The 14,756-nt window shown below is 70.4% G+C and carries 16 protein-coding genes; 12 read left to right on the plus strand and 4 right to left on the minus strand.

Annotation, left to right across the window (positions count from 1 at the left end):
- Positions 1 to 282: 282 nt before the first annotated feature.
- A complete protein-coding gene (locus ACWC9T_RS14400) occupies positions 283 to 900 on the plus strand; it encodes a very short patch repair endonuclease (RefSeq protein ID WP_449821351.1) in 618 nt (205 codons plus the stop codon).
- Here ACWC9T_RS14400 and ACWC9T_RS14405 read toward each other — a convergent pair whose 3' ends face one another.
- The 3 genes from ACWC9T_RS14405 to ACWC9T_RS14415 all read right to left on the minus strand — a co-directional run bounded on the left by ACWC9T_RS14405 (position 901) and on the right by ACWC9T_RS14415 (position 2,150).
- Positions 901 to 1,332 carry a CopG family ribbon-helix-helix protein gene (locus tag ACWC9T_RS14405; protein WP_449821352.1) on the minus strand — a complete coding sequence of 144 codons (432 nt, stop codon included), beginning with the start codon at positions 1,330 to 1,332 and terminating at the stop codon, positions 901 to 903. It lies immediately after the preceding gene.
- A 1-nt stretch (position 1,333) separates the two neighbouring features.
- Positions 1,334 to 1,564, minus strand: a complete 231-nt coding sequence (locus tag ACWC9T_RS14410) for a hypothetical protein (protein WP_449821353.1) — start codon at positions 1,562 to 1,564, stop codon at positions 1,334 to 1,336.
- Positions 1,565 to 1,952: 388 nt separating this feature from the next.
- A complete protein-coding gene (locus ACWC9T_RS14415; RefSeq protein ID WP_449821354.1) occupies positions 1,953 to 2,150 on the minus strand; it encodes a hypothetical protein in 198 nt (65 codons plus the stop codon).
- 94 nt (positions 2,151 to 2,244) lie between these two features.
- Between ACWC9T_RS14415 and ACWC9T_RS14420 the strand changes: the two genes are divergently transcribed.
- Entirely contained in the window at positions 2,245 to 3,174 is a 930-nt protein-coding gene (locus tag ACWC9T_RS14420) for a DUF5655 domain-containing protein (protein ID WP_449821355.1), read from the plus strand.
- A gap of 90 nt (positions 3,175 to 3,264) precedes the next feature.
- Here the strand turns inward: ACWC9T_RS14420 and ACWC9T_RS14425 are convergent, their stop codons facing one another.
- Positions 3,265 to 4,011: a DNA-methyltransferase gene (locus ACWC9T_RS14425; RefSeq protein ID WP_449821356.1), complete on the minus strand. Its 747-nt coding sequence runs from the start codon at positions 4,009 to 4,011 to the stop codon at positions 3,265 to 3,267.
- Positions 4,012 to 4,584: 573 nt separating this feature from the next.
- Between ACWC9T_RS14425 and ACWC9T_RS14430 the strand changes: the two genes are divergently transcribed.
- The 10 genes from ACWC9T_RS14430 (at position 4,585) to ACWC9T_RS14475 (ending at position 14,691) form a co-directional block, all read left to right on the plus strand.
- Positions 4,585 to 5,772 carry a C40 family peptidase gene (locus ACWC9T_RS14430; RefSeq protein WP_449821357.1) on the plus strand — a complete coding sequence of 396 codons (1,188 nt, stop codon included), beginning with the start codon at positions 4,585 to 4,587 and terminating at the stop codon, positions 5,770 to 5,772.
- 73 nt (positions 5,773 to 5,845) lie between these two features.
- Positions 5,846 to 6,154 (plus strand): DUF6112 family protein, encoded by a 309-nt coding sequence (locus ACWC9T_RS14435; protein ID WP_449821358.1) that lies wholly within the window; start codon positions 5,846 to 5,848, stop codon positions 6,152 to 6,154.
- Positions 6,154 to 6,849 carry a hypothetical protein gene (locus ACWC9T_RS14440; RefSeq protein WP_449821359.1) on the plus strand — a complete coding sequence of 232 codons (696 nt, stop codon included), beginning with the start codon at positions 6,154 to 6,156 and terminating at the stop codon, positions 6,847 to 6,849. Before ACWC9T_RS14435 ends, ACWC9T_RS14440 begins: the two co-directional genes overlap by 1 nt.
- A 22-nt stretch (positions 6,850 to 6,871) precedes the next feature.
- The gene (locus tag ACWC9T_RS14445) at positions 6,872 to 8,275 is read left to right on the plus strand and encodes an SCO6881 family protein (RefSeq protein ID WP_449821360.1); all 1,404 of its coding nucleotides are present in this window, start codon (positions 6,872 to 6,874) and stop codon (positions 8,273 to 8,275) included.
- 141 nt (positions 8,276 to 8,416) lie between these two features.
- The gene (locus tag ACWC9T_RS14450; protein WP_449821361.1) at positions 8,417 to 9,886 is read left to right on the plus strand and encodes an SCO6880 family protein; all 1,470 of its coding nucleotides are present in this window, start codon (positions 8,417 to 8,419) and stop codon (positions 9,884 to 9,886) included.
- A gap of 35 nt (positions 9,887 to 9,921) precedes the next feature.
- Positions 9,922 to 10,371, plus strand: coding sequence for a DUF6238 family protein (locus ACWC9T_RS14455; protein WP_449821362.1), 450 nt, complete (start codon positions 9,922 to 9,924; stop codon positions 10,369 to 10,371).
- Positions 10,372 to 10,397: 26 nt separating this feature from the next.
- Positions 10,398 to 11,900 (plus strand): ATP-binding protein, encoded by a 1,503-nt coding sequence (locus tag ACWC9T_RS14460; RefSeq protein WP_449821363.1) that lies wholly within the window; start codon positions 10,398 to 10,400, stop codon positions 11,898 to 11,900.
- 190 nt (positions 11,901 to 12,090) lie between these two features.
- Positions 12,091 to 12,747, plus strand: a complete 657-nt coding sequence (locus tag ACWC9T_RS14465) for a hypothetical protein (RefSeq protein ID WP_449821364.1) — start codon at positions 12,091 to 12,093, stop codon at positions 12,745 to 12,747.
- A 33-nt stretch (positions 12,748 to 12,780) separates the two neighbouring features.
- Entirely contained in the window at positions 12,781 to 13,275 is a 495-nt protein-coding gene (locus ACWC9T_RS14470) for a hypothetical protein (protein ID WP_449821365.1), read from the plus strand.
- 594 nt (positions 13,276 to 13,869) lie between these two features.
- Positions 13,870 to 14,691, plus strand: coding sequence for a hypothetical protein (locus ACWC9T_RS14475; protein ID WP_449821366.1), 822 nt, complete (start codon positions 13,870 to 13,872; stop codon positions 14,689 to 14,691).
- Positions 14,692 to 14,756 lie beyond the last annotated feature (65 nt).

Consider the following 14,756-nt stretch of genomic DNA (forward strand, 5'->3'; position numbering starts at 1 on the left):
GGCGCCAGCTCCCCGCTCCGGTCGGACTAGTCCGTGTAACGGCTGTTATGGCCGGATCTACGGCCGTATCGTCGGTATCGAAGCGCACCATTGACAGCCGAGGAACGATCAGTGACAGCGAAGAGCGCGGCCAGGGCATCGAAGAAAGCCGTACCCGACCGTTCGTGGCGCCCACGCCAAGGGCTCGACCGGACACAGCGGTCTCGGGAACAAGACCGTGCCGCCGGAGGCGCCGACCACCGGCTGGTAGACGCGGGCGGAGGCCGTCTTCAGCGGGCGACCGTGGTACTGAACGGATCCAGCCGAACCGGACGGGTCAAGGCCGTTCTCCAGTGGTCCGTCGACGGTCGCAAGTCGAGGGTTCCGCTGGGGGACGTCGACCGTCCCACCCGCGCCGAGAACCTACGCGCCGGTTGGCGGTTGGCCGAAGAAGCCGGGCTGCTCTCGACCGAGCCGGTTCCCGAAAAATCGTGGGCGTCATCTCCGGCGACGCGGAAGTCGATGCGCGCGAACAGGGGGAAGAACACGAAACCCGAGCTGCGACTCCGATCGCTCTTGCACCGCGAGGGGCTCAGATTTCGGGTCTCGGCTCGGCCGGTACAGTCCCTCCGTCGCACGGCGGACATCGTATTCAGGACGGAGAAGGTGGCCGTCTTCGTGGACGGCTGCTACTGGCACGGCTGTACCGAGCACCGAAGTGTGCTGCCTAGGACGAATCAGAGCTTCTGGGCCAAGAAGATCGCGGGAAACAAAGCTCGGGACCTGGAAACGGTTCAACTTCTCGAGCAATCCGGCTGGAAGGTGCTGCGATTCTGGGAGCACACCTCTCCAGAGGAAGCTGCCCGTACCGTGATCGAGGCGGTTATCGCAGCGCGCACGGAGGCGAGAGCAGCGAAGTGATCAGAAAGCACGACCGCTGAGCAGATCGTCAATATCGGCCAGGGGTCCGGCGCTCCGAGAGAGGGCGAAGCGGAATTCTTCGGTCCCATATTCGATGGAACTCAATGGCCGAAAATCCGGATACCCCCGGACGCCTGAGAAACGCCCGGGAGGCCGGCAATGATCTGGCGAATGGCCCCCGCCGCGCATTCTGTATCTATCACCGATGACTTCGCCCGGCTTCGACAGCTGGCGGAGAAGGGCCGCAGAAGCGGGCAGGCTACAGCCCGATCTTTCCTCCCGCTCCAGCCGCTTCTCGACGTACGCGGCGAGCATCTGCCGAATAATCTCCGAGAGACTGCGTCCTTCGGACTTGGCCACCGCCTTGGCGCTTTCCCAGAGATCCTTGGGAACGCGGACATTCTTCGACGGCGTGGCCGGTTTGTTCGGCATGTCAGGGCACCTGGTGAAAGTCTTCGTAACGACGGCCCCGGGGCGGCATACCGTTGGTCAGGTGACCTTTTTCGCAGAGGACCTTATAGTGCACGCCGCTGGGGACGAGCTCATCCGTCTCCACGGTGTTCTCGCTGGCGCAGAGGGTACAGGCGAAAACGACGTCCTTGTAGAACTCGGCATAGTCATGGCCGCGCTCCGCGGCCTCCTCGGACTCGAAGAAGAACTGCACTGCTGCCTCTGCTGGTTACTTACACCCTATGGCGGTGTAGGTACACCAGCCAAGCATCTGCCGCTCATTCTGGTTCAGGTCGAGCCGCGAAGCACCGGCCAGCCGCGGTCGGCGGGATGGCGACCAGGGCCACCACTATCTCGCAACGGGCAAGCCACGGATCCGAGTTCCCGCAGGGCAACCCGCTCCACTCGTCCGCACCGACCAAGCGTCCATGGATCTGGCCCGAAGGACACGGATGCGCACTGCGCGGGCCGGGCAGCGCCGCTGCCCACTCCCGGCCGGGGACCCCGTGTCCGTCTTTGCGAAGCCTGGCGGCGCCTTTCATGTCCCGACACCTTGAGCAGCCTCTACCGCCCCAACGGGCGGCTGGCGACGTGGCCGCCGTCTACACCGAACTGCGTGGCCAGGGCTGCGGGACCGCCGGGTCGCATCCCGGCTGGCCTGTTCCCGCCGCGCCGACCTGAGTGACGACGTTGTTGTCGATCACCAGGCCGGGCAGGTCGCCGGCCTGGATCAGCACCCCCGTCACGTGCGCCGTGCCCGAGATGCTGTTCGTTGCCCGCGTCGTCGTTCCCCCCTGCAAGTTGATCTTTCTTACTCGAACCATAGCCCGAGGCGGAATACGGGAGGGCTGTTTTCGATTGGTCTCTTCGTACGATCGCGCGAAGGGGGGTTTGGTGAGCGATCTCAAGGTGTTTCGGCTTGGGGCGGACGGCCAGGACGTGGAGTTGCGTGGCTCGACGGTGGCGCTGGAGGTGGAGTTGCAGCGCCGGGTGGAGGCCGGGATGGAGCGCATGCTCGGCATCCGGTTCCTGGCGTCTGAGTACTCGACCGGCCCCTGGCATCGGGGGCGGGTGGACTCGCTCGGCCTGGACGAGAACAACGTGCCGGTCGTGGTCGAGTTCAAGAAGGGCAACGACAGCGGTGTCGTCTCGCAGGCCGTTTCCTACCTCACCTGGTTGAAGAGCTGCCGACACGAGTTCGAGGCCCTCGTCAGAGAAAGGCTAGGCCCGGAGGCGGCCGAGTCCATCGACTGGCGCGCTCCGCGGGCGCTGTGCATCGCGGCCGGGTACTCGCATCACGACCGGGTCGCGGTCGGCGACCTGGGCCGGTCCTGGCGGATCGAGCTGGTGCGCTACCGGATCTTCGACGGCGGGCTGCTGAGCCTCCAGCTCGTCGAGCCGGTTTCCGGAGCCGTCAGCCCGGCGGCCGGACGCAGATCGAGCGCGGCCGTGATGCCGACCGCCGCTGCCGAGGCCGACGAGTTGTCGGTTCTCAGCGACGTCCCGGATTGTCTCCGGGATCTGTACGACGAGCTGGACGAGGTGCTCACCGCGTCGGGCGAGGTGGAGGTCCTCGCCAAGAAGCACTACATCGCCTACCGCCGCCTGCGAAACGTGGCAAGCGTCGTCTTCCGTCCGGGCCACCAGGTGATACTGCTCAACCTACGACTGGACCCGGACACAGTGGAACTGGAGGAGGGCTTCACTCGCGACATGCGCGGGATCGGCCACCTGGGCACCGGCGACCTGGAGGTACGGATCGGCGGGGCGGCCGATCTGGAGAAGGCGGTGCCGCTGATCCGGCGAGCGGTTCAGGCAGCCTGACGAAGACAGAGGGGCGGCTGGAGCTTCATGCTCCAGCCGCCCTTCTGTATCTGCCGTCCGTGCGGTCCTCGGTGCCCGAGGTTCTCACCATCACGCCTCCGGCCCGGCAAGGACGAAGTCGTCCTGGGTCAGTTCCGCTCGCAGCCGCTGTTCGGCAACGTCGGCGTAGTGCGGGCTGAGTTCGACGCCGACGAACCGTCGGCCCTCGCGTAGGGCGGCGACGCCGGTGGAGCCGCTGCCGGTGAACGGGTCGAGGACGGTGCCGTCTTCGGGGCAGATCTGGACGAGCTGCTGCATGATCTCCAGCGGCTTCTGGGTGATATGGACCCGGTTCTTGCGGGGCTGGGAGGCGATGAAGTGGCCGGGCAGGTAGAGGTCCCGGCTGTTGTCGAGGGTGCCCTTGACGCCCCAGGTGATGAACTCGGCGGACTGCTTGAAGCCGCCCTTGCGGGGCCGGCTGGAGGGCTTGATCCACGGGATGGTGCCCTGCCAGGTCCAGCCGGCCATCTGGAGGGCGTCGCTCGTGGTGGGTTCCTGCCTCCAGTCGGAGAAGACCATCGCGACGGAGTGCTCGGTGCTTGCCCGGTACGCCTCGGTGAGCAGTGCGGTGAGCCAGGAGCGGTAGGAGCGCTGGTCGCGGTTCTCGCCGGGGAAGGTCTGGAGGTCGTGGGCGGAGCCGGTCTGTACGTACTTGGCTCGGGCGTCGCGGCTGGTGCGTTCGGAGCTGGTTCGCCCGCCGCTGTTGTACGGGGGGTCGGTGATGACGGCGTTGACGGACTCGTCGGGCAGGGACTTGAGCACGGTCAGGGCGTCGCCTCGGTGCAGCTTGTAGCTCACTGATTCCTCTTTCAGGGCAGGGGTGGGCCCGCTCCGGGCGACGCCCGGCGGCAGCCGCCGGGAGCGGGGATGCAGGGGAAGGTAGCGGGAATCGACGGCCGCGCCTAACGAGCGGTTCCCCTGGGACCGGCCCTGGTCGGGGGTCGTTTGGTGCGGCCGTCTTTCGCGTCTACTGTCTCGCCACGCCAACCGAGCAGGGGGCCAACTCGGCTCGGCTCGGCGCGTGTTGATCCGTGCTGTCTCGTCCAACCGGGGCTGTCTACGGATCGCTGTCCCCTATCCCCGCCCTGAGGAGTCGCTGTGTTCCGGCTGAGATTACGAGCGCGGCTGGCTGCCGCGCGTGACCCGAGACCGGCGTCCGGGAGCTACCAACTCCCGTGATCCGGGCCCGCCCTGAGCAGGGGCAGTTTCACCACCGGCGCGGTGCCGGCGACTTCTTCGCACGAGAGGCCGGCACCGCGCCCTCCTACGAACCCCGCAAGGAGCCGCTGCGATGCAGCACGCCCTGGCACACCCGTGCCCTCATCCACCTCCGCCAACCGCCGGGCGCCGCCCGGGTGATCGGCGGCGGCCGTGAAGAAGACCTTCGGCGCACTCGTCGGTGTCGTCGCCTGCGGCCCGCTGATGCTCGCCCTGCCGGTGGTGATCGTCGGCGCGGGCAACGCGTCGGCCAAATCCGCCTCGTGTCCACCCGGCGGCGGTCCACAGGATGTGGACAGCTCCGCCGTCGCGGCGCAGGTGGAGTCGATCCTCAAGGGCTCCAGTCCGCTCAGCGCGCCGAACGTGGCCGGGCTGGACAAACCGGACGAGCAGATCCCCAACGCCAAGACCATCCAGGCCACCGGCGTCGCCATGCACATCCCCGTCCGCGGGCAGATCGTCGCTCTGGCGACCGCTCTGCAGGAGAGCGGACTGCGGAACGTCAACGGGGGTGACCGGGACTCGGTGGGCCTGTTCCAGCAGCGGCCATCGCAGGGCTGGGGCACGGCGGCGCAGATCATGCAGCCGGTGTACGCCTCGACGAAGTTCTACGAGGCGCTCAACCAGGTCAGCGGCTGGCAGTCGATGACCATCACCCAAGCAGCCCAGGCGGTGCAGAGGAGCGGCTACCCCGACGCCTACGCGAAGTGGGAGCCGCTGGCGACCGCGTTGCAGAAGGCGATCGAGCCGCTGCTCGCTCCCGCTGGCACGGCCTCGCCTCCGCCCGGAGGTAACCCGACGCCAGCACCGTCCCCTTCGACAGGCACCACCGCGAGCCCCTCCCCGGGCACCGGCAGCTGCGGGACGTCGACGACGGGCGGCGACGGCACCGACTTCGCGACGATCCCGGCCGGCTCGCTGCCGGTCGGGTACACGATCCCGGCGGACGCGCCGCAGCAGGTCCAGACCGCGATCCGCTGGGCGCTGGGCCAGTTGGGCACCCCGTACCAGTGGGGTGGCACGTGCGCGAACGCGCACGGGCCGGACCCGATGGGCCGCTGCGACTGCTCCTCGCTGATGCAGATGGCCTACAAGGCTGCTGGCGTCTCCCTGGAGCGGACCACGTACGCCCAGGTCAAGCAAGGCACGGCCGTTTCCACGGACGCACTCAAGCCCGGTGACCTGCTGTTCACCCGGGGTACCGCCGCTGTGCCGGAGCACGTCGGGATGTACATCGGCTCGGGGCTCGTCGTGCAGGCCCCCAAGACCGGTGACGTGGTCAAGATCTCGACCCTCGCCGAATGGCGGCCGGAGATCCTCGCGGCCCGCCGCGTCGTCTGACCGGCGTCTCTCCCCCTCCTTTCCTCCCCTCCCCGGGCTGCCTTGCGCGCCCACATTCGAATTGGAGTTCTTCATGTACCTCGCGGACGCGGTCACGCAGCTCGCGTACGACCCCGGCATCACCCCCAACGAGGGCGGCCTGCCCGGACTTTCGATCCTCAAGCAGGTGATGGGCTCGATCAACCTGTTCGGGATCATCGCGATCGTCGGGGCGCTCGCGGTGAGCGCCGGGGTATGGGCCTGGGGCCACCACTCCGGCGGCCACCAGGCCGAGGCCAACGGCAAGAAGGGCGTGCTGGTCAGCGCGGGCGCCGCGCTGTTGATCGGTGCCGCGAACGGTATCGTCGCGTTCTTCTCCGGACTGGGCGGCCAGGTCCACTGATGCAGAAACGTTCCTTCACCCGTGAAGGCGTGTCCGGCGGCGCATCGCGCGTGCGCCGCCGGGCGCTGCTCGGCCTCGTGGTCCTGGTGACCCTCATGGTCCTGGCCGGCGCACTCGCCTACTTCACCCGCGGCACCCGCGCCGCGACCAACCCTGCTTCACACGTGCCGAGTTCGCCAACAGCTCCCGCTCCGACCGTGTCCGCGTCGGCGGGCCCGAAGGACGGTGCCGCTTCGCTGCCTGGTCCGCCGTCGACGCACGATCCGATCGCTTACGCGAAGGCGGCGGCGGTGGCGCTGTGGTCTTACGACACCCGCTCGTACTCGCAGCCGGAGCTGGTGGCCTCCCTCCACCGGTGGCTGACGCCCGAAGGAAGTTACGCCGACGCCGACTCGGTGGACCGCCTGGTGCCCTCGCCGCTGTTGTGGGGGCGGATGGCCGACTCCGGCCAGTTCGCCACCGCGAGCGCGGACGAGGCGCACTTCCCGGACACGTTCACCAGGGCGCTGCAGGCCGATCCGGGAGCGATCAAGCAGGCATACATCTACGCCGTCACCGTCACCGGCAAGCAGTCGATCTCCTGGAACGGTGCCCCGCAGGGCGGGGCCGAGGACCGCTCGTCCACCCTCGCCGTCCAGTGCCGCCCCGACCGTCCCTGCGCTCTGGTCGGCGTGCTGCCGACCGTCTCGCCCTGACCCGCGGAAGGAGGTTCCCCTCATGGATGTCTGCAACATCCCGATGATCAACCAGGTCTGCGACGCGGTCGACGCGATCAACTTCGTCTCCGACCCGGGCAAGAGCATCACCGACGGCATCGGCGCGTGGATCACAAAGTCGATGACGGAGCTGGCGACCAGCGCCGTCAACCTCGCCTCGCGAGCGGTCGACCAGACCACGGCCATCGACCTGAACGCCCCCTGGTTCAGTAACAATTACCAGCTCATCCTGCCGATCGGCCTGGTCCTGACCGTCGGTACGTTCTGCGCGCAGCTGATCCTGGCCGCCTGGCGCAGGGACGACCGGGCCCTGGCCCGTGCGGCCTGGGGCACCATGACCGGTGTCCTGTTCTCCTTCTGCGCGATCTCCTTCACCGCCGTGGCGGTAACCGTGGTCGATGCCCTGTCCGCCGGGCTGTTCAAGGCAGCGGGCACGTCGTTGGAGGACGCGATCCGGCGGATCATCAAGGTGTCCGAACTCGGCTTCATGTACGGGCTCGGCTGGGCGATCCCAGCCCTGGTCGCCGTCGGATGCGCGATCGGCGCGTTCCTGTACTGGGGCGTGATGGTGGCCCGCAAGGTCGGCGTCCTGATCATGGTCGTGCTCGCCAGCTTCGCCGGGGCCGGCGGCGGCTGGGAGGTGGCCCAGCGCTGGCGGCGCGGCTGGATCGAGGCCACCGCCACCCTGGTGGTCTCAAAGCTCCTGATGACCGTCGTGTTCATCACCGGCGTCTCCGCGATCGGCAACTCCGACGCCAAGGACGGGATGGCCGCCCTCTCGGACGTCATGGCCGGTGTCGTGATCATGGTGCTCGTCCTGCTGTGCCCCTACGCCGTCTACAAGTTCATCCACTGGGCGACCGACGGCTCCGGTCACGACGACATGCACCGCACCGGTGTCGCCGGCATGGCGGTTGCCGCCGGGGCCGCGAAGACCGCCGCCAGCCTCGCGATGCAGATGGGTACCGGTGTCCCGGCCCCGCAGGGCCCCAGCCAGGTCCCGGGGATGGACGGCGGCGGCGTCTCCTCCGGCATCGACCCGACCGGACGGGTCAGCAAGGAAGGCATCGACGCCGGGCCCGCGCAGCAGCCGGCGAAGTTCCGCTTCGGCGAGGACCCGAGCGCGCCCGGCGACCGCGGACGCGCCCTGGTCACCCGCCCCGGCATTCCGGCTCTGATCACCCGGGCCTCCTCCGGCGGCAGTGAGGGCCCGCCGACGTCCGGCAACCAGAAGGCACCGGTCGCCCCGAGCATTCGGAACGCTGCGGAGGGCTCGGCCGCGCCGCCCGCACCCGGCGCTCCCCCAGCACCGCCCGCGAGGAGCGCACCTGCGCCGAGCGGAGCCTCTGTTCCCGATCCGGTCCGGTTCGTCTACCCGAACCGGCCGAGCAACCCCGGTTCCTGACCGGCACCCCCTCCCCGGGGCGGGCGGCGGCCCGCCGCCCGCCCCGGGCCCCACGACCAGCAAGGAGTCCCTGCGATGACGTCCAGAAGAGTGCCGCGCCCCCGCCCGCCGCCCGCACGCTCACCCCCCTTTGGAACCCCGATGTCCCCCTCGACGCCCGACGCCACGCCTGCGTCCGTCAAGTTCCCCCACCGCTCCAAGCGCGGCATCCTGCTCGGCCTGAGCGCACCGCAGCTGATCACCACCGCAGCCGCCGGCCTGCTCCTGCTCGCCGTCCTCACCACCCGGGGCGTCACCGGCGCCCTCGAGTTCCTCCCCGTCTGGGGCGTGATAGCCCCGTTCGTGTTCGTCCGCTACCGGGGCCGTATCCTCGCCGACTGGGCTCCGATCGCCGCCCGCTACGCGCTGCGCCGGTTCCGCGGACAGCTCATCTGGCTCGTCCGCCCCTCCTCCCGGCCGGTGCGCGAGGGCCTGCTCCACTTGCCCGGCAGCGCGGCCAGCCTGCGCGTGGTCACCGCCCCCGACCGCCGGTACGGTGCCGTCCACGACCCGCACGCCGGCACCCTCACCGCGATCGTGAAGGTCAGCAGTCGCGCCTACGCCCTCCTGGACCCCGGCACCCAGAACGCCAACGTGAACGGGTGGGGGCGCGCGCTGGCGGCGCTCGCCCGGACCGGACAGGTCGCCCGGATCCAGGTGATCGAGCGGACCGTGCCCGACTCCGGCGACGCGCTGCGCCGCCACTGGGAGGAGCACGGGAAGCCTGATGCGCCGCTCGCGGGAGCCCTCTACGGCGAGCTGATCCAGAACGCGGGACCGGCCAGCGCCCCACACGAGGCATACGTGGCCATCGCCCTCGACTTCAAGGCCGCCAAGCGCCTGATCACGCAGGCCGGCGGCGGCCTGACCGGCAGCTTCGCGGTCCTCGCCCAGCTGACCAGCTCCTTCGAGCAGTCCGCGCGCACCGCCGGCCTCAACCCGACCGGCTGGCTGAACTCCGGCGAGATCGCCGCCGTCGCCCGCACCGCCTACGACCCCAAGTCCCGTGCCGCACTGGACCGCTGGTCGAAGGACGGGCGCCCGGCCGCCGACCCGGCCGCCGTCGGCCCCGTGGTCGTCCTGGAGAAGGCCGACCACATCTCAACCGACTCCGCCCACCACACCACCTACTGGGTGGAGAACTGGCCCCGCACCCAGGTCAACCCGGGCTTCCTGCACCAGGTGCTCTTCGCCTCCGGCGTGCGCCGCACCATCTCCCTGGCCTACGAGCCCAAGGACATCGACTCCGCGATGCGCGACGTACGTCGCAAGAAGGCCAGCGTGATCGCCGACTCCGCCGAGCGCGCCCGCAAGGGCCAAGTCGCATCCGAGGCCGACTCGGTGGAGTACCAGGACATCCAGGACCGCGAGCGCCAGCTAATCGCCGGACACGCCGACGTCGCCCTCACCGGCCTGCTGACCGTCTCAGCCGACACCGAAGACGAACTGCGCTCCGCCTGCGCCGTCGTGGAGACCGCGGCCGTCGGCGCCCAGCTCGACCTGCGCCCGCTCACCTGGCAGCAGGCCGAGGCGTTCACCGCCTCCGCCCTGCCCTTCGCCCTCGCCGCCTGATGCCAGCCCGTCCCGAATCCGAAAGAGCACCCCTGATGCCGGCCACCACCGCCACCGCGCAGGACTTCGTCCCCTACGCGACCGCCGCGATCGACTTCCACCGCGCGCTCAACATCCCCACCGGCCCCCTGGTCGCCTCCCGCGCCGAACTCGACGCGCTCCACGAGCACTTGGTCTCGCTGCACGGCCTGCTTGACGCCCACGCCCAGCGCACCTCCCCGCTGCTGCCCGGGGAGGGCAGCCACCTCAAGGCCGCCCGCACCCGCCTGTGGCAGGCCGCCGACCACCTCCACGCCGCCTACCACGCAGCTCCCCGGCCCGGCACCGGCGAAGTTCCCAGCCCGGACGCGTGCCGCGCCCGTCTGCCCGAAGGCGCACCCGAGCTGACCATCTGCCACCGCCACCAGGAGACAGCCCAGCTGGTCCGCCGCCGCACCACCCCCGCCGACCTGCACTCCCCGTTCACCGGCCTCGTCCGCCACTGAACCCCGACCACCCCGGATTCGTGATCATGCCCAGGAACCGCGCCACCGCCTCCCACCTCTTCGTCCCGCGCAAAACCACCCGCGCCCAGCAGCGCGCCGCCCGCGCCGAGTTCGCCGCAGCCCGCACCAAGGCCCGCTCCGCCCAGGCCCCGGCCAAGCGCCGCGAGCACGAGGGAGCCGACCCCGAACTCCAGCCCACCTACCCGGTCTCTGGCCGGCCGGGCCCCGCCTCCGCCCGCGGCTCCAAGTTCAGCCTGCCCAAACACCGCATGACCACCGCCGTCGCAGGCGGCGCCTACCCCTTCCTCGCCGAGGCCGGCCTCGGCGCCGAGGGCATCTTCGTCGGCCGCGACCTCCACGCCGAAGGCTCGTTCTGCTACGACCCCTTCGCCCTCTACAACTCCGGCCGAATAGAGGGGTTCACGAACCCGAACGCGATCCTGTGCGGCGTCATCGGCATGGGCAAGAGCGCGCTCGCCAAGTCGATCGCGACCCGCGCCATCGCCCACGGATACAAGATCTACGTGCCATCGGATCCGAAGGGTGAGTGGTCCGGCCTGGCCGAGGCACTCGGCGGTCAGACCATCGCGCTCGGCCCTGGCCTGCCGGGACGGCTGAACCCGCTGGACACGCCGCAGCGACCGGACGGAGTGAGCGAGGAAGACTGGACCGGCGAGGTCCGCAAGCGCCGCCTGCTCCTCCTGGCGAGCCTCGCGGCCACCGTGCTCAAGCGCGATCTGCTGCCCATGGAGCACACCGGGCTGTCCGCCGCCCTGGACCTGGCCGTCACCGACGCCACCGCGAACGGCACCGTGCCGCTGCTCGGTGACATCGCCCGCCTCCTCGGTACCCGCGAGCGCCTGGACGCCACCCTCGGCAACGAGGGGCGGATCGGCCACGCCGCCGACGACCTCGCCCACGCCCTGCGCCGCCTGGTCAGCGGTGACCTGTCCGGGATGTTCGACGCGCCGTCCACGGTGACCTTCGACGCGGACGCCCCGATGCTCTCCATCGACCTGTCCCGCCTGGGCAGCAGCGGCGACGACACCGCCCTCGTCCTCGCGATGACCTGCGCCTCGGCGTGGATGGAGGCAGCGCTCGCCGACCCCGCCGGCGGCAGGCGATGGGTGATTTACGACGAGGCGTGGCGAATCATGCGCCATCTCGGCCTCCTGGAGCGCATGCAGCAGCAGTGGAAGCTCAGCCGCGGCCTCGGTATCGCCAACCTCCTGATCCTGCACCGGCTTTCCGACCTGCTGTCCGCAGGCGACGCCGGATCGCGCGGGCGCGTCCTCGCCGAGGGTCTGCTCGCCGACTGCTCCACCCGAATCATCTACCGGCAGGAGCCTGACCAGATCCCCGCTGCCATGAGCCTGCTCGGCCTCACCGGCGTCGAAGCCCAGGCCATCGCCGCACTCACCCGCGGCCGAGGCCTGTGGAAGGTCGCCGGCCTGAGCTTCATCGTGCAGCACCTCCTCCACCCGCGCGAACGCCAGCTCTACGACACCGACTTCCGCCTCGCCGCCTGAGAAAGGCGCCCGCCATGTCTCGCCCAACCAGACCCCTCCGTCCCCGCGCCCCTTACCGTCCATACCCGCGAAGCGGAGATCCACCGTGTCTTCCCCCGATCCCAGCCAGCTGCCCGAAGTTGCCATCGGGCGCCACCCCGAACACGGCATCGTCGCCGCTCTCCCCACCCAATCGGCCGCCGCCGAGTGGATGCTGGAACGCCTCGACTTCCAGCGGATTCCCGGCCACCCGAATCTCTTCACGCTCACCAACCAGCAGCGCGAGGCTGATGAGCGCGCCGCTTGGGCCGCCAAGCTCCTCACCGGCGCCGGCTACCGCGTCGACACCGACATGTCCCTGGTCCCTGCGAACACCATCGAGGCGCCACGGGTCTTTGCACACCCTGGCGTTGACGAGCCCGAGAGCAACCGACAGCCCGCTCCGGAGCCGGACATCGCCTTCGCCGAACACCCCCGGCTCGGGATCGTCGCCGCCACCGCCGACACGGTCAACGCGGTCGAGCGCGGCGGAGAGATCCTCGAAGCCCACGGCTGGCACTTCAACCACCCTCTCGACGTCTACACCCTCCCTTCCACCGTCGGACGGGGCGACTCACTGGAACGTCTGGCTTCCGCAACCACGGCCATGCACCGGGCCGGCAACCTGCGCGTGGCCGTGCAACCGCAGCTCGCCGCAGACGTCGCCGCCCACCGCGCCACGATCCACCAGGCGTTCACCACGCGCAAGTTCCGCGTCGACGAGGCCGTCCTCGCCGCCGCGCCCTCCCGGCCGCGCGCCGCCGCGGCGCCTGCCGTCCCGCCGCCGGCGGCCGTCGATCCGCGCATCGCCTTTGCGCGTGCTCGCTGACCACCACCCCGATACCCAAGGAGCAGAGCAGACATGGTGAAGAAGGTCTGGCAGATCACCCACTCGTGCGGGCACGAGGTGGAACGGAACCTCGGCGACCGCCCGGCCGACCGGCGGGCCGGGTTCGCCGAGTGGCTGGCCAAGCAGGAGTGCACGGACTGCTGGCGCTCGGCGAAGGCCGGCGACGAGGCGGAGAGGGCGGCGTGGCTGGAGGCCAAGCGGGCGGCCGAGCAGGCCGAATCGGAAGCCTGGTCCGAGCAGTACCGGATGCCGCCGCTGGAGGGCACCCAGAAGGGCACGGCCTGGGGCACCCGCTGCCGCCACCAGGTCCTCGCCACCGCCTACGCCGCGCTGGTCCTGGACAGCGGGATGCCAGAGTCCGCGTGGGAGCGGATCGAGGACCAGGCCCGCACCATCACCCGTGCCGGCTGGTGGATCGACCAGCGCGGATCCGAACCCGGTGACCTGCCCGAGCTGCTGGACGCCGCCACCGACGCCGACCGGCCAACGGAGAACCCCTTCGTGTGACCTTCGGGCGGTGCCCGGCGGCGGACTTCTATCACCGGTCGGCGGCCGGACCAAACCGCGAATCCTGTGGATTCTCGTCCCCGTCAGCCCTCGCCGTCGGGCGCCGCCGACCGATCGTCCGAGAGGGGACGCCGTGATCGCCCACCTTCAACGCGCCGCCACCACGGCCGCGCTGATTCCCGCCCTCTACGGGCCGGGGGATCCTCGCCACCGGCTGCGGCCCCGGCTGATCGCCGCCGACTACCGCGGTGCCGACAAGCAGCTGCCCCTCTTCGGCGACCCGCAGGAAGTCCTGGGCGGCGGCGTGCTGGACGCCCCGGCCACGCGGATCGGCGCCCGCGCGCCCGAACGGCCGGTCTGGCTGTGCTCGGTGCGCTCCGACCCCCGTCAGCCGGACCTGACCGACGCCCAGTGGGCCGACGTCGCCCGCCGCCTGGTTACCGCAGCCGGTCTCGCCCCCGACGGCGACCCGGACGGCTGCCGGTGGGCCGCGATCCGCAACCTCGACCGCTCAGTGCACATCGTCGCCACCGTCGTCCGAGAAGACGGCCGCATCCACAGCACGTACCGGGACGCCTTCCACGTGCAGGCCGAGTGCAACCGCATCGCCACCGAACTCGGCCTCACCCGGTCCGCCCCCTCCATCACCACCGCCAAGGACTACCGGATGCCCGCCCCCTCATCACCATCAGCATCGAGCCAAGCGGCAGCGTCACCGCCAAGGGCTCCAGCGACGACCTCTCCGCCACCCTGCTCCGAACAGCCGGATTCCGGCAGACCGAGGACTGGTACGGCCGCCGACACCGGCTGCCCACCACCACCGCCCCCGCCGACCGGGCCGCCATCGCCACCCACGCCACCGAGATGCTGCGCGCCGCCCGCTACAGCGTCGACCTCGACCCGAAGCTCGACCTCAACCGGCTGACCACGCCCACCGACCCAAACGGTCTCAAGGTCACCGGCCAGCAGGTCCTCCAACTCAGCGACCGCATCCGCGGCGCCGCCACACCCGCCCAGGCGGCCGAGGTGATCGACCAGCTCCTCGACCCCGACGACGGCATCCTCGCCCGAGTCCGGGAAGCGCTGGAGGCTGCGGCGGAGCAGGTCACCAACCTGGACCCCAACGAGTACGAGCTGTCCGACCGCTTCTCCACCGCTGCCGAGCGGGTCGGCACCGCGGAGGCAGAACTCGTGGACGCCGTCGGCGATCTGCGCTCCCTCGGCGCTCCGCCCGACGCGCGCGAACTCGCCCGCCAAGAGCCGACCGCGGCCGTCTACCCCTCGCCCGCCGTCACCAGCGCGGCGCTCGCCGTCTCCCCTGCCGCCGCCGCAGCCAGCCTGCGGACAACCGCTGGCCCTGCCGCACCGGTGCCGGTGTCGGCCGCAGCGGTCTCCGGCGCCAGCCGCACCCGCTGAAACGTTCCTCCACCTCCCCCCCCGAAGGAGAGCAAGTTCCGTGAGCCGTACCAGAGCCGAGCGCG

The sequence above is a fragment of the Kitasatospora sp. NPDC001159 genome (assembly GCF_053598235.1).

Bases quoted from the DNA above. Each gene is read 5' to 3' on its own strand.
- ACWC9T_RS14445 (WP_449821360.1), top strand. From the start codon at position 6,872: ATGGATGTCTGCAACATCCCGATGATCAACCAGGTCTGCGACGCGGTC.
- ACWC9T_RS14405 (WP_449821352.1), bottom strand. From the start codon at position 1,332: ATGCCGAACAAACCGGCCACGCCGTCGAAGAATGTCCGCGTTCCCAAG.
- ACWC9T_RS14440 (WP_449821359.1), top strand. From the start codon at position 6,154: ATGCAGAAACGTTCCTTCACCCGTGAAGGCGTGTCCGGCGGCGCATCG.
- ACWC9T_RS14450 (WP_449821361.1), top strand. From the start codon at position 8,417: ATGTCCCCCTCGACGCCCGACGCCACGCCTGCGTCCGTCAAGTTCCCC.
- ACWC9T_RS14460 (WP_449821363.1), top strand. From the start codon at position 10,398: ATGCCCAGGAACCGCGCCACCGCCTCCCACCTCTTCGTCCCGCGCAAA.
- ACWC9T_RS14470 (WP_449821365.1), top strand. From the start codon at position 12,781: ATGGTGAAGAAGGTCTGGCAGATCACCCACTCGTGCGGGCACGAGGTG.
- ACWC9T_RS14455 (WP_449821362.1), top strand. From the start codon at position 9,922: ATGCCGGCCACCACCGCCACCGCGCAGGACTTCGTCCCCTACGCGACC.
- ACWC9T_RS14465 (WP_449821364.1), top strand. From the start codon at position 12,091: ATGCTGGAACGCCTCGACTTCCAGCGGATTCCCGGCCACCCGAATCTC.
- ACWC9T_RS14435 (WP_449821358.1), top strand. From the start codon at position 5,846: ATGTACCTCGCGGACGCGGTCACGCAGCTCGCGTACGACCCCGGCATC.